General features: G+C 57.2%; 20 protein-coding genes, 1 pseudogene and 1 riboswitch. Of the genes and pseudogenes, 13 read left to right on the forward strand and 8 right to left on the reverse strand.

Annotated features, from left to right (window positions below; translation table 11 throughout):
• The first annotated feature begins 212 nt into the window (after window positions 1–212).
• The 3 genes from GOX66_RS19440 to GOX66_RS19450 all read left to right on the forward strand — a co-directional run bounded on the left by GOX66_RS19440 (window position 213) and on the right by GOX66_RS19450 (window position 1,734).
• Window positions 213–854, forward strand: coding sequence for a helix-turn-helix domain-containing protein (locus GOX66_RS19440; RefSeq protein WP_170764682.1), 642 nt, complete (start codon window positions 213–215; stop codon window positions 852–854).
• Window positions 855–919: 65 nt separating this feature from the next.
• Window positions 920–1,120 carry a YgaP family membrane protein gene (locus GOX66_RS19445; RefSeq protein ID WP_170764684.1) on the forward strand — a complete coding sequence of 67 codons (201 nt, stop codon included), beginning with the start codon at window positions 920–922 and terminating at the stop codon, window positions 1,118–1,120.
• Entirely contained in the window at window positions 1,117–1,734 is a 618-nt protein-coding gene (locus tag GOX66_RS19450) for a rhodanese-like domain-containing protein (protein WP_170764686.1), read from the forward strand. The genes GOX66_RS19445 and GOX66_RS19450 overlap by 4 nt, the downstream gene beginning before the upstream one ends.
• 24 nt (window positions 1,735–1,758) lie before the next feature.
• On the opposite strand, the gene GOX66_RS19455 is transcribed toward GOX66_RS19450, so the two are convergent.
• The 4 genes from GOX66_RS19455 to GOX66_RS26085 all read right to left on the reverse strand — a co-directional run bounded on the left by GOX66_RS19455 (window position 1,759) and on the right by GOX66_RS26085 (window position 5,535).
• Entirely contained in the window at window positions 1,759–3,246 is a 1,488-nt protein-coding gene (locus GOX66_RS19455) for a TIGR01777 family oxidoreductase (RefSeq protein ID WP_170764688.1), read from the reverse strand.
• 171 nt (window positions 3,247–3,417) lie between these two features.
• Complete coding sequence (locus tag GOX66_RS19460; RefSeq protein ID WP_170764690.1) at window positions 3,418–4,239, reverse strand: citryl-CoA lyase; 822 nt, start codon at window positions 4,237–4,239, stop codon at window positions 3,418–3,420.
• Window positions 4,236–5,429: a CaiB/BaiF CoA transferase family protein gene (locus tag GOX66_RS19465; protein WP_170764692.1), complete on the reverse strand. Its 1,194-nt coding sequence runs from the start codon at window positions 5,427–5,429 to the stop codon at window positions 4,236–4,238. The genes GOX66_RS19460 and GOX66_RS19465 overlap by 4 nt, the downstream gene beginning before the upstream one ends.
• On the reverse strand, window positions 5,413–5,535 hold the full coding sequence (locus tag GOX66_RS26085; protein ID WP_272871534.1) for a hypothetical protein: 123 nt from the start codon (window positions 5,533–5,535) through the stop codon (window positions 5,413–5,415). The genes GOX66_RS19465 and GOX66_RS26085 overlap by 17 nt, the downstream gene beginning before the upstream one ends.
• A gap of 280 nt (window positions 5,536–5,815) precedes the next feature.
• A riboswitch (TPP riboswitch) is annotated at window positions 5,816–5,935 on the forward strand.
• Window positions 5,936–6,044: 109 nt separating this feature from the next.
• Here GOX66_RS26085 and thiC point away from each other — a divergent pair.
• Window positions 6,045–7,835 carry a phosphomethylpyrimidine synthase ThiC gene (thiC, locus tag GOX66_RS19470; protein ID WP_170764694.1) on the forward strand — a complete coding sequence of 597 codons (1,791 nt, stop codon included), beginning with the start codon at window positions 6,045–6,047 and terminating at the stop codon, window positions 7,833–7,835.
• Window positions 7,836–8,150: 315 nt separating this feature from the next.
• Window positions 8,151–8,915 (forward strand): TIGR01458 family HAD-type hydrolase, encoded by a 765-nt coding sequence (locus GOX66_RS19475; RefSeq protein WP_170764696.1) that lies wholly within the window; start codon window positions 8,151–8,153, stop codon window positions 8,913–8,915.
• 112 nt (window positions 8,916–9,027) lie between these two features.
• Here the strand turns inward: GOX66_RS19475 and GOX66_RS19480 are convergent, their stop codons facing one another.
• The gene (locus GOX66_RS19480) at window positions 9,028–10,047 is read right to left on the reverse strand and encodes a hypothetical protein (protein WP_170764698.1); all 1,020 of its coding nucleotides are present in this window, start codon (window positions 10,045–10,047) and stop codon (window positions 9,028–9,030) included.
• Window positions 10,048–10,305: 258 nt separating this feature from the next.
• Here GOX66_RS19480 and GOX66_RS19485 point away from each other — a divergent pair, with 258 nt between their 5' ends.
• The 6 genes from GOX66_RS19485 (at window position 10,306) to GOX66_RS19510 (ending at window position 19,466) form a co-directional block, all read left to right on the forward strand.
• Window positions 10,306–11,031 (forward strand): hypothetical protein, encoded by a 726-nt coding sequence (locus tag GOX66_RS19485; protein ID WP_170764701.1) that lies wholly within the window; start codon window positions 10,306–10,308, stop codon window positions 11,029–11,031.
• The gene (locus GOX66_RS19490) at window positions 11,028–11,915 is read left to right on the forward strand and encodes a hypothetical protein (protein WP_170764703.1); all 888 of its coding nucleotides are present in this window, start codon (window positions 11,028–11,030) and stop codon (window positions 11,913–11,915) included. The genes GOX66_RS19485 and GOX66_RS19490 overlap by 4 nt, the downstream gene beginning before the upstream one ends.
• Window positions 11,915–13,339 carry a hypothetical protein gene (locus tag GOX66_RS19495; RefSeq protein WP_170764705.1) on the forward strand — a complete coding sequence of 475 codons (1,425 nt, stop codon included), beginning with the start codon at window positions 11,915–11,917 and terminating at the stop codon, window positions 13,337–13,339. Before GOX66_RS19490 ends, GOX66_RS19495 begins: the two co-directional genes overlap by 1 nt.
• A gap of 174 nt (window positions 13,340–13,513) precedes the next feature.
• A complete protein-coding gene (locus GOX66_RS19500) occupies window positions 13,514–15,244 on the forward strand; it encodes a thiamine pyrophosphate-binding protein (RefSeq protein ID WP_170764707.1) in 1,731 nt (576 codons plus the stop codon).
• A gap of 16 nt (window positions 15,245–15,260) precedes the next feature.
• The gene (locus GOX66_RS19505; RefSeq protein ID WP_170764709.1) at window positions 15,261–18,086 is read left to right on the forward strand and encodes a peroxidase family protein; all 2,826 of its coding nucleotides are present in this window, start codon (window positions 15,261–15,263) and stop codon (window positions 18,084–18,086) included.
• 3 nt (window positions 18,087–18,089) lie between these two features.
• Window positions 18,090–19,466, forward strand: a complete 1,377-nt coding sequence (locus tag GOX66_RS19510) for a hypothetical protein (protein ID WP_170764711.1) — start codon at window positions 18,090–18,092, stop codon at window positions 19,464–19,466.
• A gap of 505 nt (window positions 19,467–19,971) precedes the next feature.
• On the opposite strand, the pseudogene GOX66_RS19515 reads toward GOX66_RS19510, so the two are convergent.
• The 3 genes and pseudogenes from GOX66_RS19515 to GOX66_RS19525 form a co-directional block, all read right to left on the reverse strand.
• Window positions 19,972–20,175, reverse strand: a pseudogene (locus GOX66_RS19515) (integrase); the annotation flags it as partial.
• A 50-nt stretch (window positions 20,176–20,225) separates the two neighbouring features.
• Entirely contained in the window at window positions 20,226–21,557 is a 1,332-nt protein-coding gene (locus GOX66_RS19520) for a sensor histidine kinase (RefSeq protein WP_170764713.1), read from the reverse strand.
• Between the two features lie 65 nt (window positions 21,558–21,622).
• Window positions 21,623–22,285, reverse strand: a complete 663-nt coding sequence (locus GOX66_RS19525) for a response regulator transcription factor (RefSeq protein WP_170764715.1) — start codon at window positions 22,283–22,285, stop codon at window positions 21,623–21,625.
• Between the two features lie 234 nt (window positions 22,286–22,519).
• Here GOX66_RS19525 and GOX66_RS19530 point away from each other — a divergent pair, with 234 nt between their 5' ends.
• A complete protein-coding gene (locus GOX66_RS19530) occupies window positions 22,520–23,584 on the forward strand; it encodes a Bug family tripartite tricarboxylate transporter substrate binding protein (RefSeq protein ID WP_237212689.1) in 1,065 nt (354 codons plus the stop codon).
• Window positions 23,585–23,705: 121 nt separating this feature from the next.
• Window positions 23,706–25,679 (forward strand): tripartite tricarboxylate transporter permease, encoded by a 1,974-nt coding sequence (locus tag GOX66_RS19535; protein ID WP_170764717.1) that lies wholly within the window; start codon window positions 23,706–23,708, stop codon window positions 25,677–25,679.
• The last annotated feature ends 68 nt before the right edge of the window (window positions 25,680–25,747 follow it).

The raw sequence follows: 25,747 nt of genomic DNA on the forward strand, positions 1-25,747 counted from the left end.
GATTTCATGCTTTCAAGGCGGCGAAACAAGCCTGCAGCCACAATCTTCTTCGGCAATCCATTGACCTCCAGCATCCTGGCGAAGGAGTTCGTGACGGCCGGACTGTCGGCAACTGTAACCTCGGCCTCAGGCGGCTTTGTCACAGGTTCCATTGGTTTTTTCCGTGATGTTCTGCGCGTAGATTAAAGCTGATTGTTAGTGGAGATGCGCCAGTGAATCTGCAAAACTGGACCGATGCCATTCTTGACCGGCTGGAAGCCGTAGGGACGCGTCTTGAAATCAATGACGGCGCCGAGCTTTTTGCCCCCGGGGCCTATGGCGAGGTGTTTCTGATCGTGCGTGCGGGCATTGTTCGGGTGGAACAGACAGGGCCCTCGGGACGGACAGTGGTTTTGTATCGCGTTGGGCCGAACGACAGCTGTGTGATGACCACGTCCTGCATGTTGTCCGATATTCCCTATTCGGGCTTTGGCTACGCCGAAGGACAGGTGATCGCGTTGGCAATCGGGCGGGAACGCTTTAACGCGCTGTTGGCCTCGGATGCCGAATTCCGAGCCGCGGTTTTCAGGGCCTTTTCCCTGCGTATCGTTGAACTTTCCGAGGTCATCGACGATTTGCTGCTGAACCGGATGGACCAAAAGCTGGCGCAGTGGCTGGTGGATCAAGGTGGTCAGAGGCCGGACATCCGCATCACGCACCAACGTATCGCCACCGAACTTGGCAGCGCCCGAGAGGTCATGTCGCGTATCCTCAAGGATTTCGAACGTCGCGGATGGGTGGGTTTGAAACGCGGTGTCGTCCAAGTATGGGACATCCCCGCCCTGCGACGCCATGCCAGATCAGATGCTGTGTGACCCCGTCACATAATCCACGGCTCAAACCTGCGAATCTCGTCTCAAACCAATAAGGAGATTCGATTATGCAATTCACCACCAACGTCGGTTCGGCCGACCGTATCCTGCGCCTGATATTGGGGTCCGCGCTGATCCTTCTGGCCGTGACCGGAACAATTGGTTATTGGGGCTGGCTTGGTACGGTATTCGTTGTGACCGCGTTTGTCAGGTTCTGCCCGATATACGCGATGTTGGGATTGTGCACCGATAAAAAGGCCGGCCGATGAACACGCTGCGCTTTCCGTCTCGTCGGTCAGTTCTGAAAATGGGGGCCGCCAGTGCGCTGGCGGCTCCTGCCTTGATCGCGTCAGCGGCTGCCGGCACTGAAACGACAATTGATCCTGCAACGCTGAGCGACCGGCAACGAACGCCTTTGGGCCTGTATATGACGCCGCTTGAGGCGTACACGGCCTTACGGCACGCCCCGGACATCATGTTTGTCGATGTGCGAGATCCGATTGAAATCTCATTTGTTGGGCACCCTGAAGGGGTGGACAAGATCATCCCGCTGGGAATTGTGACGCATCAGATTGAGCCTGACAGCGGGCAGTATCGTACGGTCAACAACCCGAACATTGTGGCCGAATTCGACGCGCTGCTGACATCCAGGGGCAAGACCAGGGATGACGCCATCATTGTGACCTGCCGCTCCGGCGCGCGGTCGGCCCTGGCTTCCAGGAGGCTTATTCGGGCGGGGTACAAAAACGTTTGGAATCTGGTCGAAGGATTCGAAGGAGACAAGGACGCAAACGGTGTAAGGTCTGTGAATGGATGGCGCAACGCCGGGTTGCCGTGGGGCTATCGCCTGGAACCGGGCGTTGCGTGGGTGCGTCCTGGTTGATCGGGTTCTTGTGGCGGGCGCCGCCTAGGCCCGCCGCTCTTGCGTGTGACTTACTGGCGCAAAGGACCGCGTACCGGTAATTGAGCGTAGGGCAGGAGTCAATTTTGGGTGCGCAAACACAAAGCCGTTCTGTAGCAGCTGTGACGGAAGGACACGTTGTCCGCCAACCATTGTTTCACGCGCCATATCACCCGCCAGACCGGCAAGCAGCCATTCGGGAAAACGCAGGAAAGCAGGCCGGTTCAAAGCCCGCGCCAGGGCGTGCGTGAAGTCGATATTACGAACCGGTTCCGGAGCAGTTGCGTTGACTGGTCCGTTGATATCCCGCCGCGCAAGCGTAAAGGCGATGATCTGAACTATGTCGTCGCGCTCGATCCAGGACATCCATTGCTGCCCGTTGCCCAGTATCCCGCCACCGCAGAACTCAAACGGCGTCAGCAACCGGGCCAACATTCCGCCTTCGACGCCCGGCACAAGCCCGATACGCAGGGTAACAACCCGCACGCCATGCGCCGCGATCTTGTCGGCGGCGCTCTCCCAGGTATCACACACCTGATGAACGAAGGCAGGAGAGGGGGGAGAGGATTCGGTCAACTTTTCGTCCTGACGCAGCCCGTACCAGCCAATGGCCGACCCGTTGATCAGGCAATCCGGTCTATGGTCCAGCCTTTGGATCAATGCCTCCAGCGCCCTCGTCATCTCAACGCGAGAGTCGATGATGCGCGCCCGCTTTCTGGCCGTCCACAGTCCGTTCGCGACGGGGTCTCCGGCAAGATTGACAATGGCGTCAAACCGGTCAGTGCTGTGGATCTGGTCTAAACTGGTAATGATGCGCACCGGATGAATCAGAATTTCGGCTTTGCGCAGATCTCGGGTAAGTACGGTGACATAATGCCCGCCCGAAACCAGAGCCTGCACCAGCCGTTGTCCGATGAACCCGGTGCCGCCGGTGATCAATACGTGTTGCCCAGGTTCAAGATCCCCGACAAGAGTGACCGGGTCACCGGTAGTCAATCGTGTACTTCGGTCCGCAGCCATCAAGTCGCGTGCGCTGAACAACCCAACGCCAACGGCCGAGAGGGTCGCCATGACGCTCCACCAGTCGTAGTTGACGGGAACCAGCGCCGTTGGCAAGGTCGACCAGGCCCACAAATAGGGCGCGGCAAGCGCAAGGATCGCGCCGTAGTTCAGGGCAAGAAGGGTGTGATTGATGCGCTCGCTGCCGGGCAGGCGGCGGGTCATGTCCTCTTCGACGAAGTCCCAAAGTGTGATCAGGACTTCAAGACCTAGGATGATGGCGAGGGCAATAGTGAATGCGCCATGTGGCTCGAACCAGCCGAAACATAGAAAAATCACTGCATAGAAAAAGTTGCGAACCCCATGCAGGCGCAACTCGGTCTTTTGAGACGGGCGCCAGGCAAGCCGTTCCGTCCCTTCATGGTGCACGAGCGTATCGAATGCCCCCATGAAAACTTGAATGGAAATCAAAGTCCAAAGAAGAGGGTTGTCCATGTCCGTTCCTAAGCCAGCCCTTGATCAGCATACGAGCTGAAATACCGGTCGATGCCGCCGTGCATTCTGCTACCGGAATGAGTCCAAAGTACTGAGCGCTGCGGCATAAACGAACCGCTGCAACTTGGAACTCATTTGTTGATGGCTTGAATCTGCTTTTCAATTCGCAACTTAGTCAGCATCAATGATCGGGTTCGGACCGGTGTAGGTCCAGCGATAGCCTGGAGGCGTAGGGCCCTTGTTGCGACCACCCTGGTTGATCTGTTCCCAGGCGTGGGCAATGACACCCACTGACCGTGACAAACAAAACAGGCCTCGGGCCAGGGGCCCGGCAAAACCCAGTTCGGCGTAGATAACTGCTGTCGCGCCATCAATATTCATCGGCACCGGTTTGCCTTTGCGACCGTTGAGCGTTTCCTGAACGGCTCTGCCGACCGTCGCAAAGCGACCTTCCACTGTTCCTGATTTAACCGCTTCATCTACCAGGCCTAATAGACGCGGCGCGCGAGGGTCTTCGGGCTTGTGAAAACGGTGGCCAAAGCCCGGTACAAACATTGTGCGCTCCGCTTGCCAGCGGTCAATCATTTCTGCCGCCGCATCCAATGGGGGCTGACCACCGGCGATGGCGTCGTCAATCCAGAAATACAACTCAACCGCTTGCTCTCCGGCGCCACCGTGAACGTCATCAAGCATGTTGACCGCCGAAGCCATCGCGCCGTTCAGCCCGAGGCCACAGGTCACGGCCATCCGAGCCGCCGCAATGGACGGCGCCTGAGGTCCGTGGTCCACGGCTGCAACCAACGCACATTGCAACAGATCAGCCTGCGCCTGCGTGGGTACCTCCCCTCTCGTCATCAGCCAGATCATTTGCGGGAAGGTCACATTGCCGATCAAGTCTTCAATTGGCGTTCCCCGAAACCTGATCTGTCCCGGTGCCATGTCGATGATGTCGGTGGTCCACCAATCGGATACATCCGAGCGGGTATCGCTCATATGGCGCCCTCCTCTTTCAACTCGTCCAGTTCGTCCTTGGACAGCCCGAGCTCTGCCCAGATGGTATCGTTGTGCTCCCCCAGAAGGGGAGGCGGCGTGTCGACTGTTGGTGCGGCGCCGTCGAGTTTCATACCCGTCGTTGCTACCTGAATGTCGCGTCCAACACCGGGCACATCTGTAAACGTACTCAGAAAACCCCGATCCGCGATTTGGGGCATGCTGAGCACTTCTGGCACCGTGAGGACTGCTCCGGACGGCACTCCGATCCGGTTGAGTTCTTTGGCCCAGTCCCGCGCCGGGCGGGTCTTAAGGACCACTTCAAGATCGGCTTTCAACGCATGACGATTTTTTTTACGATCCTCTCGTGAGCGGTATTCTTCCCGGTCTCGCAGCTGGGCCAGCCCAAGGTGATCGGTGAGAAGTACCCACTGTTCATCCTTATTGGCGGCAATATTGATCAATCCGCCACCGGCTTCGAAAGCACCCGAGGGGGCGGAGGTTGCGTTTTCGTTTCCGTTGGCTTTGGGTTCCTCTCCGGCGATCAGGTAGTTGGATACAACCCAGCCCATCGTCGCGAGCACGGATTCAAGCATGGATACATCGATAAACGTGCCACGCGGTTGCGCATTGAGTGCGGCGGAAATCCCGAAAGCCGCAGTGATCCCACCCACTGTGTCTGCCACCGGAAAACCGACACGTAGGGGGGCACTTTCATGATCCCCGGTAATGGACATCAATCCGGAAGCGCCTTGTATTATTTGGTCGTAGGCCGGGCGATGCATCCAGTTGCCATCCTGCCCGAACCCCGAAATTGCACAATAGATAAGGGTTGGGTTTGCTGCCTTGAGGTTTTCATAGCTGACGCCGAGACGGTCCATCACCCCCGGTCGGAAGTTCTCAACAACAACATCCGCGCTTTCGACCAGTTTAACGAACAGCGCCTTCCCCTTGGGATTTTTTAGGTTCACTGTGACCGACTTTTTCCCGGCGTTCTGGGCCAGAAAAGACACGCCCATCCCCGCCGCGTTCAATTCGGGATCCGCTCCCAATTGCCGGGCCAGATCACCTCGGCCCGCAGCTTCGACCTTGATCACTTCGGCACCCAGGTGCGCCAGGTGATGACAGCAAAACGGACCGGCCAGCACGTTTGTCAGATCAAGAACACGGATACCTTCAAGTGGCTTCGACATCGTTCGTCCCTCGGTAGGCATTGGCAACAATCATCGCGATTGAAAGTGCCGCCGCAAGGTCAACCGATGTATTTTGAATTAAAACTGCGATAATCCCCGCCGCCATCACCGGTCTCTCCGGTAGGACCATTTGCCGGTCAAGGATTGTCAGGTTGACCTTGAGCACCGGAGATTGGCATCGCACGGCTGATCATAGGACTGCGTTTCGCAGTTGACGGCGCAAAGTCAATGACTTGACCGTGCCGACCGTTGTCCCAGAGTTCGCGTACAACCTGCAGGATCCCGGTATTGCGTCCATATGGATGCTCCAGACACCCGTGAGAAAGGGCATGGTTGGCATCGGAGAGATTTGGTTCTTGCTTATGCGGTGAATCACGCGTTAAACCCTCAGCACGCAGGGGAGTCCCACCGAGGGGACTGAGAGGCTGACGGGGCATTGCCCGGGGACGCGACCCTTTGAACCTGACCCAGTTGATACTGGCGTAGGAAGCTAGGGCGCGCAGGCCACGAATCCGGGCAGGCGTTCTCCGAACAGGGGGCCAACCGCCCTCTCGTTTCCCCAAGCCAAAACTCATCTGGTGTCTTTTTGAGTTGAACCGCTTGAGGAGCACCACCATGAACGTCCCCAACCCAAAAATCACCACGGGTGAATTGCCCGCATCGCGCAAGATCTACGTGAATGGCAAGCTGCACCCGGATGTCCGCGTGCCGATGCGTGAAATCTCGGTCCACCCGACGGCGGGCGAGCCTCCGCTGCCGGTTTATGACAGCTCTGGCCCTTATACAGACCCGAATGTGATCACCAATATTCGACAGGGTCTGACGCCATTGCGCCGAAAATGGATCGAAGCGCGGGGAGATATCGAGGAATATGACGGGCGCGAAATCAAACCCGAGGATAACGGTTTTGTCGAAGGCGACCGGTTGACGCCGGAGTTTCCGGTGCGCCCACGTCCGCTACGTGCGAAAGATGGTAAGGCGGTCACGCAGCTGGCCTATGCTCGCGCCGGGATCGTCACACCGGAAATGGAGTTCATCGCCATCCGCGAAAACCAATTGCGCGAAGCAGTGGCCGAGCAACGCGAAGGCAACGACTGGGGCGCCAACATTCCCGACTATGTAACCCCTGAATTCGTACGAGATGAGGTCGCCTCAGGCCGTGCCATCATCCCCGCTAACATCAACCACCCGGAAAGCGAACCGATGGTTATCGGGCGCAATTTCCTGGTCAAGATCAACGCCAATATGGGCACTTCAGCCGTCACATCCTCGATGGAAGAGGAAGTGGACAAGATGGTCTGGGCGATCCGCTGGGGCGCAGACACAGTTATGGATCTGTCCACGGGCCGCAACATCCACAACACACGCGAGTGGATTATCCGCAACAGCCCGGTTCCGATTGGTACGGTGCCGCTCTATCAGGCGCTGGAGAAGGTGAATGGCATTGCCGAAGACCTGACTTGGGAGGTGTTCCGCGACACGCTGATCGAACAGGCCGAACAGGGCGTGGACTATTTCACCATCCACGCGGGCGTCCGTCTGCACATGGTTCCGATGACGGTAAACCGGGTGACCGGCATCGTCTCGCGCGGTGGTTCGATCATGGCCAAGTGGTGCCTGCACCATCACAAAGAAAGCTTTCTGTATGCGCATTTCGACGAAATCTGCGACATTTGCAGGGCCTATGACGTATCGTTCAGCCTTGGGGATGGCCTGCGCCCCGGCTCGATCGCGGACGCCAATGATGAGGCGCAATTTTCCGAGCTGGAGACATTGGGAGAACTGACCAAAATCGCCTGGGCCAAAGATTGCCAGGTGATGATCGAAGGCCCGGGCCATGTGGCCATGCACAAGATCAAAGAGAACATGGACAAGCAGTTGGAGTGCTGCCACGAAGCACCATTCTACACGCTTGGGCCCCTGACCACCGATATCGCTCCGGGGTATGACCACATCACCAGCGGTATTGGCGCCGCGATGATCGGTTGGTTCGGCTGCGCCATGCTCTGCTATGTGACGCCCAAGGAACACCTGGGCCTGCCGGATCGGGACGATGTGAAAACCGGCGTCATCACTTACAAGATAGCAGCCCATGCCGCCGATCTGGCAAAGGGTTTGCCGGGTGCACAGCGCCGCGACGACGCCCTGTCCCGCGCCCGTTTCGAATTCCGTTGGGAAGATCAGTTCAATCTGTCACTGGATCCTGATACAGCGCGCGAGTTCCATGATCAGACGCTGCCGAAACAGGCGCATAAGGTGGCGCATTTTTGTTCCATGTGCGGGCCGAAATTCTGCTCGATGCGGATCAGCCACGACATCCGGTCCGAGGCCCAGAAGGAGGGAATGGAAGCTATGGCAGCCAAGTTCCGCGAAGGGGGTAATCTCTACATGCCTTCCGAGGAATAGGTGGGTGTTTTACAATTGCGGGGCCAGCCTATCTGGTCCCGCTTCCGACTGCACGCGGATGAAGGAAATAACCATACCGCAACCTGACCGCTTATACCGTTAGTGCGAGGTTACAGTTGGAAACCGCGTGAAAAGAGCCGTCCGGGCTTTTGCGGAACGCCTGGCATTCCTGGGTTGAAACGCGGTCCCTGTGGGTAAATTGCTGACCTTAGTCGCGCTTCCTAAAGACCCTTTGCTCTGCAAAGCAGACGAAGTGCGGCTTTAACGAATGGTGTCACATTTGACGTGTCGAAAAAGCTCCGACACACTTTGGCAATGATCCAAACGGTATTACTCGATATTTCCGGTGTCCTTTACCAAGGCACTGATGTGGTTCCCGGAGCCATTCAGGCACTGGCGCGATTGCGGTCCAGCGGACGGCAGGTGCGTTGCCTCACCAACAGCACCCGGATGCCTAAGCGCCTGATATTAGGAAAATTGCAAGACCTTGGTTTTGCTGTACAGCCAGAAGAAGTTTTTACGCCTGTCGCTTTCGTTCTCGATTGGCTGAACCGTACAGGGCATAGCCCACATTTGCTTGTCCACCCCGCACTGGAGGAAGAATTTGTCAGCTGCGACAACACCGGACCGCCAGCCGTTATCGTTGGCGACGCCGCCAACGCGTTTTCTTTTGATAATATGAACCGTGCGTTCCGGATGTTGCAGCAAGGCGCGCCCTTGGTGGCCCTCGCGAACAACCGTGTCTTCATGGATAGCGATGGGGAGTTAAGTCTGGACGCAGGATGCTTCATAAAAGCGTTGGAATATGCCGTGGGGATGCAAGCTCGGGTGTTTGGAAAGCCGGAACCCGAGTTCTTTCGAGCAGCAATAGCCAGTGCGAAGGGTAATCCCGACCAGACCGTAATGATCGGTGATGATGCTGAAAGTGATATCGCAGGCGCCTTGGTTGCCGGCCTAGCGAAAGGTTATTTGGTGCGAACGGGAAAATATCGCCAAGGCGACGAGGCGCGTTTCTCACCCAAGCCTACCGCGACTGTGGCCGATATTTCCGAAGCGGTATCACGCATTTTGGCCGAATGAAGAACGTAAGAAAATGGCATGTCGTAAACACCGAGCAACGTATAGGGGCGCCTACTCTTTCAGAGCCTTTCCTATACCTATTCGGATGGGTCTGAACACAGACTAACGCCATTCAAACCGCAACGGACGAGATGCCCCCGGCAAATGAGGCGAGAATCGGTGCGGTCAGCGCAAATCCCGCGCGTAGGAATTCTCCTGTGCCTTCTTTCAGCCCGTGCGATGCTTTCCAGCCCTCGACGTCAAAGCTGTCTTCAGTCTTTGTGCCGCGGCTGGCAACCCGGGACAGTTTTTTGACCCTGCTGTCCAGGATTAGGGCAACCGGAAGATAGAAACTCAGCATCAGCAGGCAGAAGTAGGTTCCGGTGAACAACGCCGAAGCGGTTACTAGCGAGTTATAGTGGACCTTGGCGGACTCGACGATCAGAGGCATGGGCCAGTACATCCAACTTGATGCAAAAAACATGCCGAAAGTCAGAATGAGACTGGTAAGGTACAGTTGCTGCCGCATCTGGCGCAGGTTTCTGCCCAACTCGTCAGCGGTTTCCTCCACAGTTTCGCCGTCACAGGACGCCAGGCACAGGATCATGCCAGCGATCAACGCACCCACAGCAAGCCCGGCGAGGGCGTTGATAATGTCCAGCACCCGTCTGAACATGGTGAAAACCGGTATTTCTCCGCACCGGCCCAACAGCCAGAAATCGTCAGGTTCCAGGCACCCGGGCAACGACCCCTTGGACAAAGCCATTTCAAAGACCGCCTTGCCGACCTGATGGTATATCCGGGGGGCGCTCGCCGTCGCGTACTGCTGGATCGTGGGCAGCAGGGCCAGCGCAAAGATGGCGAGCGTGGTACCAATGGCGGCAATTCGCGTACCCCGCGCCATAGGACGCATCAGGTTGCGGGCAAGTACCGCGACAGCCAGAACAGCAAGTGATGCAAAAAACCATGAAGCCGCAAGAAACCGGAAACGCCCGACCGCTTCCAGCCAGGTGTTTTCGTTCTGCAGTATCTCTGGCGGCACGTTCAGGTCGTTTGCGATCAGGTGTGTTTGCATCACTTCGTGAATTGCGAATATGAGCACGGGCAGCAACGCTATTGCGAAATAATGCAGTTCCACTCGACGGTTAGACACGACCGGCCTCTTGCGCTGCTGAAGTTGCTTGTAAAATTCGTAGCACAAAACGGACCTGCCGGCATCCGTCAAGAGGTGTTTGCCTTTGGTCCGGTGGGTCGTGACGTTTGGCCAAGCGTTTCTACCGACGCCCTCTGGCACGGATCATCTGCGTTACTGCATGCGAAGATTGTGCCTGCCAGAGGCGGCATTCTTCTGAATTCAGTCGTCTTGTGATAGAGTTACGCAAGCCCACAGGATCGCGATGCCTGGCACGGAATGGCCGAAAACGACGCACATACACCCGGCGATGAAGCCTCTGAACAGTCTGAGGCTCTCATTCTCTACACGCGCAGTGTCGGGAATGTAGAACAGTCAACGAATGCGGAACCCGAACGAAAGAAAAGCCAGACAGGCGCGTGGTTTGCCGAACTGCTGATGTCGCTGATTAAGACCTCGGTCGCTTTCTTTCTGGCCTACCTGCTGGTGCAGAGCGTCGAGCTTGATCTGAAACGCGCGCAGTTCACTGCCGATGCCGCAGACAAGCTCAAAACCTATGTGATTGATCTGAACAGCCCGGAACTTGCAAACGACTCTGAAAAATCCAAGGCAACTGCGCTTGCCCTTGGAGGGTTTGGAAGCGTCGCGGCCTATCCCCTTGTGCAATTTATCGATCATGGGAATGAGTTTCAAATCGGATGGGGAAAGCTCGGGCTGGAGCAGGCGGGGCTGATTACAAATGACGCGACCTGCGATGTCATCGTTCGCGTAATTGACGACCCGACCGAAACCTTCAAATGGAGCACGCGCAAAGCGGTGGCTGAAATCGCTGGCACAGTGGGGTGTCGGGACGCGGTAGGCCCCTTAACACGATTGGGTGCGAACTTGACCGCTGCCGGTGTGCCGTCGGACGTGCAGCCGGATTTCGAGGCGGCAATTCAGACGGCGCTGACGCAAATTGAAAGAGCCAACCAGAGGGCGCAACCATGGTGGAAGGTTTGGTGAACTATATGTCTTGCACGTACAGCCCTTCGAGGCTGATCAGAACCATCCTTGCCGGTCTTGCTGCGGTGTTGCTTGTGGGGCAGCAGGCGCATGCAGCGCTACAAGGGTGTCCGGATGAGGCCGCGGCGAAAGACAAGCTGCTGATTGGCTCGATGGATCTTGTGCGCACAATCAGCGAGCGGAAAAGGCGTGCTTTGCTTGCGGCATTCGAGATGCATTTCGACAAGGCCGATGCGTCGCTGGGATCGCTTGCAAATGTCATCTATTGCCCGCAACGGCAGATGCGGGACTCGGACAATTACGATGCAAATGTAACCGGTGTACTCAATGACGAGCGGGTGCTGCTGGAGGTTGGAGCCCGTGTCAGCGGTGACGACATAATCGTGGCGTATGTGGTCATTCCGCTTCGCCACTACGAATACCACAATGCCCGCCCGCCACGCATGCCGGGTTATCACGAAGCCCTTTATGAACAGACACAGATCGACGCCGGGTTGGCGGATCTGTTTCGCGGGAATGCCGAATTGCGCCTGATGGCCGCGTTGGCGCTTGGTCTCAGGCATGAAAAAGCGGCTGAAGCGGTCCCGGCGCAAGAGCGCAAAACGAGGCTTCTGCGTTCCCGCGCGTTCTATTGCGATGCGATCGGTACGCTCGAGGCGGCTCGGCCAAGGCCGGACTTTCTGGGTCTGGAACAAGCTGAATGGGAAGATCTGGGGGATTTCGCCCACGCGGGTGCCGAACGCGTTTATCAACAGGCGATCGCCGATTTTGGAGACCAGAGCGTGCTTCCCATACTACAGGAAATTCGCGGTGACGGCAGTGCGGACAGCGGCGTCTGCGTGGACCCGCTGCCCCCTCGGACCGACAGCGGAGGAGGTCAGTGATGAAGGATGCAACCGACATTCTCAAGACCCGACTGGCGGCGCTAATCCTTTGCGGTGTGCTGACGCTGCTTACGGGCGCGTCGTTCGGCGCGCGAGGGGCGGATGCGGGCGGCTTTACCGCGTGTGACAGTCCCTACATCTTCGAAGGGTCGGCTGCGAATATCGTGCCGTTGGAGTATCTGGCAACCTCGGCCGAAGCGACTTCGTCCGAGGGTAACAGGCTGGAAAGGTTGCAGGAAATGGCACAGCGGTTTTCATGGCTGTTCAAGCTGGACAGCTGGCATCAGCCGACCTATGGCAGTCTGGGCGTCGTCGCCCATATGTTCCTGGGGCAGGTGTGCGATCCTGATGAGGTTCTTGAAAAGTTGCTGGCAGGAGGTGCATCTGTACCGCTGCGTAATGGACAAGTCCTAGTCTTCATGCAGGGCCGCATCTTTATCGAGGATGAACAGATTTTCCTGCAATCCAGGCTAAGGGGGTTTCGCCGCCAATCGCATCAGTATGAGTTTTTGCAGCCGATGCCGCGAAACTATGCGGAAGAAGTCCTGTTCGTGCCCCTTGCGGGGTCTGATCAGAGGTTGTCTGTCTCGGTGCCTGCACTGGACGTGACCTTTGCCGCGCGGGTCATCTCGGCAGAACTGTTTGACGGCATCGACAGTGCGTTTCTCGAGGCCAGCAGAGTCTTTGCCCAACCGGATGTAAATGCGTCCAGCGAGGAATTGATGTTCGAACCGGGTCAACCGAGGGCGTTCAGCGTTCGGATCACAAACGAACCGGGTTGGATCGAAGTCAACGACGAGATGGGTGGACACCCCGACCACGGGTTTATCCGGGTGAACCCGGAAGCCTCCCGGCTGTTTCACCATAGCCTGCCCGAGCTTGATTTTCTGAACGGTATCCTTGGTTTCCTGAGGTTGCAGCAGGATCATGAGCTTGGTGAATATCCTCCGGTGCCGGGGCGGGCTCCGTCCCAGGCGATTGCGGCCTTCGAGCGCTATCTGGAAAACGAGTTGACGGGTGACGAGCCTGAACTGCGTGCGCTGGCGCATGGTCTGATCGGATTTATTGAAGCGTCGGAATTGAACAACTGGTCCGCGTCGCGAAAGTCATTCCTGCGCGCGGCCGAACTTGCTCCGACGGACACCCATTATCGCAATGCCCTTGGGGTGACGGACGCGATTCTGTGCTGTTCGGGGGATGCACGGCCACCCTATCGCGACCCGGCCAGGTGGTTCGCCGATGCGATATCAGTGTATCCGGTAAACGGCGAGGCTCTGAGCAACCTGCTTCATTTCCTCGAATTTCTGATGGCGACCGAACGCACGCCCGAGGGGATCGACACTGCCAACTTGCCAAAAACGCTGAATGTGGTCCGAAACGTCACCGAAAAGAACCCGCACTTGCTCCGAAAAGACCTTAGATAACACTGATCTGTTCTGTTGAACGCCGCCTTCCCGTTGCGAGAACAACGTTTCGATTGCCGGATTTCACCACCCGCGTTGCTACCTATGCGCGAGTTTAATCCCGTGCTGTTTCTAAAAACGGCAATTTCTGCTATGGTTGGGATTATTGTTGAGACATTGATTGGATGGCATTAGATGCGGGTTTACGACGCAGTAGTTGCCGCACTTGAGACTATCGGAGTCGATGCCGCGTATGGCGGGGCCGGCGAAAACGCCGCTGGGCTCATGCTTGCCCTGGATGCTTCCAACAAGATCAGACCGGTTATTGCTAAGAACGAACAGGGTGCGGCCTTCATGGCCTGCGGCCACGCAATGTTCACCGGCAAACTTGGCGTGTGTTTCGCCACAGCCGGACCGGGGGCTTTCAACCTGATCTCGGGCATGTGTGTGGCCCTGACGGACAGCTACCCCCTGCTGGCGATCAGCGGGTATTCTACTGTTGCGTGGCAGGGACGCGGCGGGCTGAATGAAACCTCGGGTCTGGCACGCACACCGGATTCCCGGATGATGTTCCGCGCCGCGACCAAGAAAGACCCGGAAACAGGCGAACCTGCGGATTTTCTTGTCACCGACCCTGATGATCTGATCGATACCCTGCAGAAGGCCATCAATATAGCATTCGAAGGACGGCCTGGCCCGGTTCATATCGCGGTCGCAGAGGATATCACTGATCCAAAAGTCGAAGTGACGAATTTTCGACCTCTGAGCGAGCCTCAGACAGGCGTGGCACCCGATCCGGATGCGCTGGACAGGGTTTCAAAAGCGCTGGAACAGGCGATCAAGGCTGAAAAGACCGTGGTCATGCTGGCCGGCTTTGGCGCAATCCTTGCCGGGGCGAACGATATTGCCAAGTCGTTCATTGAGCGATTCCAGATTCCGCTGCTCACCACGATGGATGGCAAGGGGATCGTTGCCGAGGAAAACCCGCTTGCGATCGGACTTTATTGTGATTCAGGCCACAAGGCGGCCTGGGATTTGTTTTCGGATGCCGATGTGGTGCTGGCCGTCGGTAATTCATTTGCGCAGCATGCGACATTTGATTTTTTTGACGGGCTGTTTGACGAAAAAACGCTGATCCACGTCAACATCGATGCGGGTGAGTTCGACAAATTCTACAAAGCGGACCACGTAATCCTCGGTGATGCCCGGCAGGCGTTGCAGGGCCTCTTTGAACGCCTCGACGCGGTGATCGGACCAGTGCCAAAGCGTGACTATAGGCCAAAGGACTATGACGAACGCTTTATCATCTCGCCGCAGAAGCAACTGCATCCGGGCGAAATGGTCCAGAAAATCTCTCAGCTTCTTCCACCGGGTGGGATCGTTCTGGCCGACGCAGGCGCACATGCTGCCTGGGCCGGGTACTACCTGGAACTCAAAGAGGGCCAGAACTTCCGCAAGCCCGGAACGTATGGGCCAATGGGTATTGGTGTCTGTGGAGCAATCGGCGCAAAATATGCCGAGATGCACCGCCCCGTGGTCGCCACGGTCGGCGATGGTTCCTATCTGATGAGCGGTTTCGAACTGATGACTGCGGTACAGTATGACATTCCAGTGGTCTGGGTCATTTTCAACGACCGCGAATTCAAGCTAATCAAGCTCTATCAGCTATCCGCCTTCTTCAAGACGGGACTGACCGAATTCGAAAATCCCGACTACGCTGCCTATGCCCGTGCCTGTGGCGCCGATGGGTATGTCGTCAATCAGCTGGATGAGTTCGAGAAGGCGTTCGGCGCAGCACTGGCAAGTGGCAGGCCATCCCTCATCGATGCGCGGATCACGCGATTGGCTTTGCCAAACTACTCACCTCATCCCGAAGGGGTGCTGGCGGCGATCCGGAATGGCATACGCACGCGATTTGGATTGTAGTCAAGAGGAGGCCACAATGGACGGCAGTTCGGAACCCCTGCGGAAATGGCGTGAGGTTTTTGTGGGCGGGTCGCCCGAGGCCGAACTGAAAGAATCCAAGGCGCTGGCCGAAATGATGATGGCGGCTCAGCTGAAGTCCATGGCAGCAGGCGGCGCGCGCAGCGTTGACCGGGCTTTTCACAAGAAAGCCATCGTTGCGTTCAAAGGCGCTGAACTTCGATTTGCCGATAACCTGCCCGAGGATTTACAGGTTGGGTTCGCGCTGCCTGGTAAAACGTATCCGGCAACTGTGCGGTTTTCGAACGCTTCCTCGCAAACCCAATCCGACGAAGACAAGGATTTGCGCGGACTGGCTGTACGCGTGTGGGAATCCGACAGTATTGGTCACGATCTGCTGGCCACCAACTTCCCCGTGCCTCATGCACGCAACGCCCGGCAATTCGTGGTATTTGCCCATGCCGTGTCCGGTGGGCGGATGTCAAAACTGGTCGGACTGATACGCCTGTGTTTCCTTCTGGGATTCTCCGAGACCCGTCGCATGCTGGGCAACGTGCGAACGGCCCTACGGGTTTGTGACAGCGTTGCGCTGGAGAGCTATTGGAGCCGCGGCGCAATCGCCTGGGGCAACGAAGCGGTGCGCTACACGTTCAGCCCGGCAAAAGACATCGCGGGTGTTCAGGGCGCATATGCCGGCGCATCTCGCCTGTCGTCAGAATACGCGGCGCGTCAGGCGAAAGGAGAAGTCGTTTTCGACCTCACGGTTCAGCGGTTTGTATCTGAGGAGCAGACACCCATCGAAGATGCGGCGCATGAATGGGACGAACTGGTCAGCCCGCCGGTCAAGGTTGCCGAACTGGTTTTGCCTCAGCGCGATCTGTCCACGCCCGAAGCGCTGGCAGAGGCGCTGGAAATCGAAAATATGGGCTTCAACCCCTGGAATACGACCGAGGAGTTCCGCCCGCTGGGAAATCTGAACCGGGCGCGCAAGGCTGCCTATGATGCGTCCTCGTCTCACCGGCAGGGCAAGCGGTTCAAAGCGCCGCCGCCGCCGCTTCGAAACCGGGTTTTCGGCTCGGCTGCCCGATCCATCCTGCGGGCGGTGAATCGGCGCGTGCCATGGCACCGTATCCCATTCCTGTTGGTGCAGCTTCTGAATTTAGATGCGCTCAGACACGATCTGAGACAAAAGAACCTTATCGACACCGACCCCGAGGAGCCTGTTCCAAGTGCCCGCGCGGTCCCACCTGAACCTGCTCCCGCGCATCGCGTGTATCGCACCCATGACGGTAGCTATAACGACTTGTCGGATCCCAGAATGGGTGCGGCCGGGGCCACCTTTGGGCGCAACATGCCGCCGCAAGTGCAGCCCGACAACAGTCCGAACCCGGTCGAGGTGGCGCGCCGGCTGATGGACCGGCAGGCATTCATCCCGGCCAAGATACTCAACATTCTCGCGGCCTCGTGGATTCAGTTTCAGGTCCATGACTGGGTTGCCCATGAACGCCGGAAACTGGGTGAAGACGACGACATCGTTCCGATCCCCGATGGTTATCCCGATTGGAAGAACCGGCCCGACGGTGAACCGGAACGCGAGATGCGAATTGCAAGCAATATTCCGAAGAAAGGGGCTGACGACCCCTTCCTGTTTGCCAATGAGAATTCCCACTGGTGGGACGGCTCGCAGGTTTACGGTGTCAACTCCGATGCCGCCAGAAAGCTGCGGGACGGGCCGAAACTCAAACTGACAAAAGAGGGCTACCTGCCCCTGAACACCAAGGGCTTCGAGCTGACCGGGTTCAACGAAAGCTGGTGGCTGGGGCTTTCCACGCTGCATACGCTTTTTGCCCGCGAACACAATGTTCTGTGTGACGAATTGGAGCGTGCTTATCCAAAGATGGATGAGGAGCGGGTGTACCAGACCGCGCGCCTTATCGTTTCTGCCCTGATCGCCAAGATTCACACAGTTGAATGGACCCCGGCCATTCTGGGAACCGAGGCGCTTGATATCGGCATGAAGACCAACTGGTATGGTCCGCCGAAGTCCTGGCTGACACGGCTGGGCATCTGGCTAACAGACGTGCACGCATTGAAAGGCATTCCCGAAACCGAACCGGATCACCATACTGCGCGCTATGCCCTGACCGAGGAGTTTGCCACAGTCTATCGGATGCATCCATTGATCCCGGATGACTACATTTTCTATGACTACAAATCCGGCAAGGAAAAAGCGCGGCGCGGGTTCCTTGAGATACAGGGTGAACAAACCGACGAGCAACTGCGTGAATTGGGATTGCGCGATTGTCTGTATTCTCAGGGCGTTGCCCATCCTGGTGCGATCACGTTGCACAATTTTCCGAAATCGCTTCAAAATCTTGAAAGGTTTGGCGAGTTGATTGACCTGTCTGTGGTGGATATCGTTCGGACCCGTTCCAGACGCGTGCCACGGTACAACGAGTTCCGAAAAGGCCTGCACATGCCGGCTGTGACCGAGTGGGACGAACTGACTGCAAGCCCCGAGACCAACCGCATCCTGAAAGAACTCTACGACGACATCGACAAGGTCGATACCGTGATTGGCCTGTTGGGGGAAACGCCTCCGGACGGATTCGGATTCTCGGATACGGCCTTTCGGATCTTTATCCTGATGGCGTCGCGCCGGTTGCAGTCGGATCGGTTCCTGACCACCGATTTCCGACCCGAAATCTATACGCAACTGGGCATGGATTGGGTCGCACAAAATGGCATGAAGTCTCTGCTGTTGCGCCATTTCCCCGAATTTGCACCAGTGCTGCCGAAAACCGCCACGGCCTTTGCGCCATGGCACAAGGTGCAGGAGGGCTGAGACATGCCGGACAAAAAGGCTCGGAATGGGTTGGACTCGTTCCTGAACGCACCGCTTGCGCGCACGTTGTGGAACCGGCGGACCAAGCGGGTCAGCCGCGGATCAAACGTGGTTGCAGGCTCGTTAAGCTGGACGTCCCAGAACGATCGCGCGCCCCTGTCGCCCCTGCAGGAAGCGATCCTGATTGCCGCAACCGGAGCGAGTGGCCTCACAATGCCGGACCGTCCGTTTTTCGACGATGAAAGCGGCGATCCGATCATGTCCAAACCAAACCTGGTGATGGAGGGGCGCACCGCAGGCAGCCCCGACAACGCGCAGGGCACCCACTTCTTCATGATCAATGACAGCGGCACATACTTCCTGCGCCGTCTGGATCCACTTGAAGGTGGAACCGGGAACTGGACGCCCGAAGTGCTGATTGAACGCGCGGAACAGGCGAAGGTACGTATCCTCGACCGTCGCATTGATGTGCCGGACGGTATGCGTGATTTTCCCGCCTATCTGGATTCAAACCGGTTTCTGTCGAACACTCCTGGTTCCACACTTTTCTTTCCCGTCGTTAACCTGTCATACCAGTATATCAACGCCCTGATGTATATCCTGACTCAGCCGGACAAGGCGCGTCCCGTCATTGTGGATGACCGCAACTTCTATCAGCCCGCCGGCGTGAAACGGTGGATCGACAAGGGTTTTCTGAACCCCGACATCAAAATCCCGCTGGGTGTTCTGGGACAGATGCGGACCCAGATCGAGGCCGATCTTCTGATCCAGAACCTGTTTCTGGTGACCGAGGCGCTGGGTCTGGGCGGCTGGATTCATGCGGCCATATCACCGCCGGTTCTGATGGGCGATCCAAAATTCAGCGACCGCTTTGGCACCATGCTGGGCTTTGACTACGTCACGCCCAAATGGCGGCTTATGGATCTGTTGCGCTGGCACACACTGCCGATCGCGGCGATGAAGCATGTACGGGCTCATGCCGTCGGCCTGCGCCATCATGGAGAGCATCTGATCAAGGGCAAATGCCCACCTTACTATCCTACCATGTCCGATGCAGTCGATGCGGTGGTTTCTGGCAAATTTGGCCCAGACGGGATCTACAAGAACGAGGCGTTGTTTCAGCAAATCTACAAGGACGGCTTCGGGAACAAATATTTAGAAGAGGCCGGTGAATACGAGCAGGACATCATCGATTGCGCCCGCGACATCTGTACTTACATCTACAAAACCCACGGTCGCTTCCCGGCCCATTGCGAGGCGATCCACGCGCCCGGCATCTGGTTGCAGGCCCATCGTGTGGAAAACGAATATTACGATGCGTATTTCCGGAATGGTCTGACAGCCGCACAGCGCGAGCACGACTCGAATTGGCCGGCGTGAGCCCTAAAAGGTTGGAACACCACTCACGGGTGAGGAATTATCAATATCAATAGTGGTTCGCACGCAATATTGAACAAAACAAAAGATTAAGCGTGATGTCACGATAACTGAAGCAACCCGGTTTGGTTCAGTACGTTGACACGTTAACCGTTCGGAAAACGGGAACTGGAGGAGCTTGGGTTTCAAGCTGCTCTGGTGGCGGCATTCCAAGCGTCAAATGCCTCGGGGTGGCGATAACAGATTGTTAAGGCTGAGCGGCGGTGCGCGGGGGCGTAGAAGAATTTCCGAGCGGATGAGTGGATAGCCACGAGCCGTGGCAAGCCATCTGGAGACCGAAAACGCAGCATCGCCCTTCTCGCTTTCGAATCGGAAAGCGGCTATTCTCATCATGATTTTTGAGACTATTCACTCGTAAACCCCGAGAGCGTCAATATTCCAGACTATGCAACAAATCCCGCAGGCTGTGTCCCGAGAACAGGGCGATGCGGTCTTACTCGGGCAGCTAGGCGCGGATCCCGGCGGCCAGCACGGTCTGTTTGATGAGCCGCGCGACGTGCCTGTTCAATAGCCGTGCCTCAAGCGCGCGTTTGTCATTGCGCGATGTACGCGCGAAGACCTGTCCAAAATCGATACTGGCGAAGTGCAGCCATTGGTCGAACGCATGAACCGGGCAGGTCTGCTCGTTCGATCCGCGCCCGATCTTGACCTGAATTTGCTTCGAAAAAGTGGAGTGCACGAACTAAACGGACAGGGCTGAACTCAGTTTCCAGTGATCCTTATGTCGGGAAAAGCTATCCGAACACAAAGCCCCGTTCCCTGAGGGCCGTCGTGAAGCGATATGCCCGCATTGTGCCACTCAGCGATTTCCCTTACGATCGACAGGCCCAGCCCACATCCACTTCCTTTCGAACCCGGGAGGCGAACGAAACGGTCGACGACCTGAGCCCGATCCGGCAAAGGAATTCCGGGGCCGTTGTCTTCGACTTCCAGAATCGCGGTGGCGTGATCGACTGATATCCGCACTGTAATCCTCACGTCCTCTAGGCCGTACTCAATTGCATTGTCGATCAAATTATTGACAAGTTCCTGCAAGAAAACCGGGTCACCATGAATAAGTGCGGGAGACGCGCTTTTCTCCAGCCCGATATCGGTGGATTTGCCTTTCTGCCGTTGAACCCAATCGAGCACCACGCGTGCCGCAAGATCATTCAGGTCGACCTGTTTCGCATCGGTCAATCCACCTCTGGTCTCTGGTCGCACTGTAGCGAGACTGAGAAGCTGATTAGCAAGTCTGGTGGATTTTCGCGTGCTTTCAACGATCTTTTCCAAATTGTCCCGGTCCGAGGCATCGCGGACTTCACGCAGCGCAAGTTCCGATTGCGCCTGAATTTCGGCCAGGGGCGTCCGGAGCTGATGCGCCGCGTTCGAGATAAAAGCCTGGCTGGCTTTGATACTGTCTTTCAACCTTTCGAGTAGCCGGTTCAGCTCGTTGACGACGTCGGAAATCTCCGCAGGCATTTCGTGCCGGATCTTGCGCAAATCATCATATGAGCGTCGCTTGATTGCACCACCGAGAACCTCAAGCGGTGCGAGGCCGCGAGTGATACCGATCCAGGCGCAAAAGACCGCAAGCCCAATGGTAATGGAAAGCCGCAGGATCGCCCGGACTACGGCCTCGCGCGTAAGCCGGTCACGAACTTCGCGCGTTTGGGCAACCTGCACAGTTACCCAGCCGTTGATGTCCCGTTCCGCGACCAACATGGACAAGGAGACCAGGCGAATTTTCTCTCCTCGATAGACAGCGTCGAAAAAAACTGGCACTCCGCCTTCTTCGGGGATGGAACCTGAAAACATCGGCAGATCGACATGCCCAGTCAGAAAAGACCGATCCGGGCCGGTGACGCGGTAGTAAATCCGCTCGCCGCTGGAACTGGTCATCAGCGCCAGTATGTCGGTCGGCAGCAGATCCCCTGTTGATCCAACAACATATTCGGAAATTCCCAGTGCCGTCGAAACTAGTTGCTTGTCGTGAATTTCTCCTACCAAAGAGCGCGCGCTGACATAGGCCTCGGTTACCATTGCGGCAGACATGACTCCGGCCGGGACGAGCATCCACAAAAGCAATCTTCCGCGCAGTGACATCCCGGACATTTACGCTATGTATCCAGCATGTAGCCAAGCCCCCGGACTGTCCTGATCAGCTTGCTGTGGCGACCCAGCTTCCTTCGCAGCCGGTGAATATAAAATTCGACAGTCGAGACTCCAGCTTCGTCATCGAAGCTGTAAAGGTGTTCTGCGATGCGGTCCTTGCTCATAACCGCTCCGTGGTTGGCAATAAGGATTTCCAGAACGCTGCGCTCTCGTGGGGTCAGCTCGACCGGTTTTCCGGACAAGTGCGCGGCGCGGTTAATGGTATCAAATTTCAGCGGTCCCAACTCAACGGTCACAGGTTTCGTGTCTGGTCGTCTGCGCAGCAGGGCGCTGACCCGCGCGTCCAGTTCGGCCAGCTCAAATGGTTTCGTCAGATAGTCGTCCGCTCCGAGGTTCAACCCACCGACCCGGTCCTCAAGCCTGGATCGCGCGGTCAGGACCAGCACCGGTATGTTGGTGCCGCGCCGACGCATGTGTTTCAGAACCTCCAAACCATCAAGGCCCGGCAGGCTGAGATCGAGCACGACCAGATCGAAGCCCTGCGATGCCAGCAGTTCGTCCGCCAATTGTCCATCGTCAACCGTGTCCACCGCATGTCCCATCTGGGACAGCGACCGGCATATCGTTTCGGCAAGGCGTTCGTTATCTTCGACCACAAGAATGCGCATGCTTCTACAATACGGAGGTCACGATTTGCTTCAATCGACTTATTTTTTGAGTTGAAAGCGGAATGATAGGTTCGCGAATTACAGTCGATTCTGCTTCGGATGAGGGAGGAGAGTCCAATTCATCCGGATCCTAAAGGCGATCTGCCCTTTGCAGTATTCCTGTATCTTTCGGAATGCGGATAAGGGAACGACTGGATCCATATGACAAAAAAGGAACAAGCAGGAGGAGGCCTTATGCTTCGGACACTCATCAAGCCACTCGCGGTATCTGCAGCGTCGGTAATTGCATTCACGGGGACAACTGCCCAACACGTAGCTGCGGCAGATTTTTCGGGCCAGCGCATTGAATGGATTATTCCGTTCAAGGAGGGAGGCGGATCGGACCGCTGGTCCCGTTTCTACGCTCCGCTGTTGTCCGAGCAGTTACCAGGCCAGCCCACCATTGTCGTCAAGAACATCCCCGGCGGTGGTTCGACCAAGGGCGCAAACCAGTTTCAGGCCCGGGCAGAACCCGATGGCAAGACCCTTTTGGGAACTTCGGGGTCGACGCAGCTTCCGTACTTACTGGGCGATAAGCGCGTGAACTATGAATACAAGGACTGGACTGTCGTTCTTGCCACCGGAACCGGTGCCATCATGTATATCAATCCTGAACTGGGCGTGGAAAAGGCCGCCGATCTGGTTAATCTGGACGGAACCGATCTGAAATTCGGCAGTCAGGGAGCTACGTCGCTGGATCTGCTGGTTCTGCTGGGTCTGCAGATGTTGGAAGTCGATGTCAGCCCGGTATTCGGGATGAAAGGTCGTGGTGCAGCGCGTCTGGCCTTTGAACGCGGCGAGGTGAATCTGGACTATCAAACCTCGGCCAGCTTTCTCACAAAGGTCACGCCCCTGGTTGAGAAAGGCAAAGCCGTTCCGATCATGACCTGGGGCTTCCCCGATGGCAGCGGCAATATCGTCCGCGATCCGACCTTCCCCGATCTGCCAAGCTTTCCCGAAGTCTATGAACAGGTGCATGGAAAGGCCCCGAGCGGTCAGGAATGGGAGGTCTGGAAAAGCCTCTATTTCGCCGGATACCCCGCGCAGAAGATGATCTTCTTGCCGAATGAAACGCCTGACGACATCGTTCAGGCATACCGCGATGCCGCTCAGGCCGTGATTTCGGCCCCCGATTTCGCAGAACGTGCTGAGGCGGTTCTTGGGACCTACCCGCAAGCGGTGGGCGAGGGCGCCGAGACGATGATGCAGCAGGCCGTGGACCTGGACGAAGCGTCCCGGACTGGGTGCAGAACCGGCTGACCGAGCGTTACCACGTCGAGTTCTGAACAGGCCGCCCGGCCTTTGGGCGGCGGTCTGCGCCGCCCAAAAAACCTGACTCCCAACATTCCCAAAACACCCACTGGACGTGGAGGTCCGAGCAATGATTGATGCGTTGCTGTCGGCGCTCGAGGCAATTGTTTCTATCGAGCACATGCTTTTTCTCGCCGGGGGTGTTCTTCTCGGCCTCACCATCGGTATCCTGCCAGGATTGGGCGGAATTGCCGGCCTGTCCCTGCTGATGCCATTCATCTACGGCATGGATACGGTTTCCGCGCTGGCCATGCTGATCGGACTTGTTGCGGTCATTCCTACCTCGGATACGTTCACATCGGTGCTGATGGGTATTCCGGGCTCGAGCGCGTCACAGGCGACGGTGCTTGACGGGTTTCCATTGGCCAAACAGGGCAAAGCCGCCTATGCGCTCGGCGCGGCGTTTTCAGCGTCGCTGATGGGCGGTCTGATCGGCGCGGTCGTGCTGACGGCCTTTGTCCTGATCGCGCGCCCGGTCATCCTTTTCTTCGGATCCGCCGAATTATTTATGCTTGCCGTTTTGGGCCTCAGTATGGTGGGCGTGCTGGCGGGCAGCAGCCTGCCCAAAGGTCTGTCCGCTTGCGGTCTTGGCCTTTTGGTTGGCTCGATTGGTGGCGCTCCTGCGACGGGCGAATTCCGCATGAGTTTTGACATCTCCTATCTCATGGACGGTATTCCGCTGGTCGTTATCGGCCTGGGAATGTTCGCCTTTCCGGAAATCATCGATCTGTGCCGTCAAAACCGTTCTATCTCAAAAGCCAACGCCCTTGGAACCGGCTGGTTCGAGGGTTTGCGCGACATGATCCGCCACAAGTGGCTATGCCTGCGCTGCGCGGCCATTGGCTGCGTCGTCGGAGCGCTACCCGGGCTTGGCGGCAGCGTCGTGGACTGGATCGCCTATGGCCATGTAGTGCAGACCTCGAAGGACAAAAGCCAGTTCGGTAGGGGCGACATCCGCGGTGTGCTGGCGCCGGAATCCGCAAACAACGCCAAGGAAGGCGGCGGTCTGGTGCCCACCCTGCTGTTTGGTATCCCGGGCTCCGGCAGCATGGCGGTTTTCCTTGGGGGCATGGTTCTGCTTGGCATCGAACCCGGTCCAAGCCTGGTCGAAAGCCAGCTCGACCTCACCTATACGATCGTCTGGTCGCTTGCGCTGGCCAATGTCATCGGTGCTGGAACCTGTCTATTCCTGTCCCCGGTCGTGGCGCGTCTGACCACCATTCCATATCACTATCTTGCGCCTTTCATGATCGCTGTGATTTTCTTTGCCGCCTTTCAGGCGACACGGGATTTCCTGGATATGTTTGCGCTGCTGGTCGTAGGCGTGCTTGGCGTGTACATGAAGCGGTTCGGCTGGCCGCGCCCGGCTTTCCTGATCGGGTTCGTTCTGGCCGGGATGAGCGAGACCTACTTGTATCAGGCGCTTCAGTTTTACAGCTGGGGGTTCCTGCTGAAACCCGGTGTCGTGGTAATCGCGCTGATTACTCTGGTTTCGGTCTGGTATGGTGCCCGCAACGTTCCCCACAACCCGGCCGATGAGGAAGACGAGTCTCGGGCTATCAATCTGACTCCGCAGGCTATTTTTGCCGGCGTGGTTGTCGCGCTATTCGCCTTTGGCCTTTACGACGGTTTGACCCGGTCGTTCCTGGGTGGCGTTTTCCCAGCCGGTTTGAGCGCGGTTATGCTGGTTATCTCTGGCATTGTTTTCGTCAAGCTGGCGATGGGAAAAACTGCGGACGCGGCCAACTACGATCACGAGATCGTCGGGGACCATGTGGGACAGGACGGCATCGTTGGCCTTGGTCACTACGTCTATTGGATCACTGGGTTTGTGGCCGGGATCGCCCTGGTCGGCTTTCTTCCCGCACTCATCGTGTTCTTTGCCATCTTCCTGCGCGTCAAGGCGCGGGCAACCTGGGCACGCACAGGGCTTTTGACCGCAGCGCCATTTCTAGGGCTGGTCGGCCTGGCCCGGATCATGGTTCTCGAATTCCCCGGCGGGCTCTTGCAGTCGCTGGTTGATCTTCCCTGGCCCTTTGGCTGACGCATCGAGATTGGATGACACATGAAATATCTCGCAGAAACATACCGACGCAAGTTTGCAACACCTCT

The sequence above is a fragment of the Ruegeria lacuscaerulensis genome (assembly GCF_013031245.1).
Taxonomy (GTDB): domain Bacteria; phylum Pseudomonadota; class Alphaproteobacteria; order Rhodobacterales; family Rhodobacteraceae; genus Ruegeria; species Ruegeria lacuscaerulensis_C.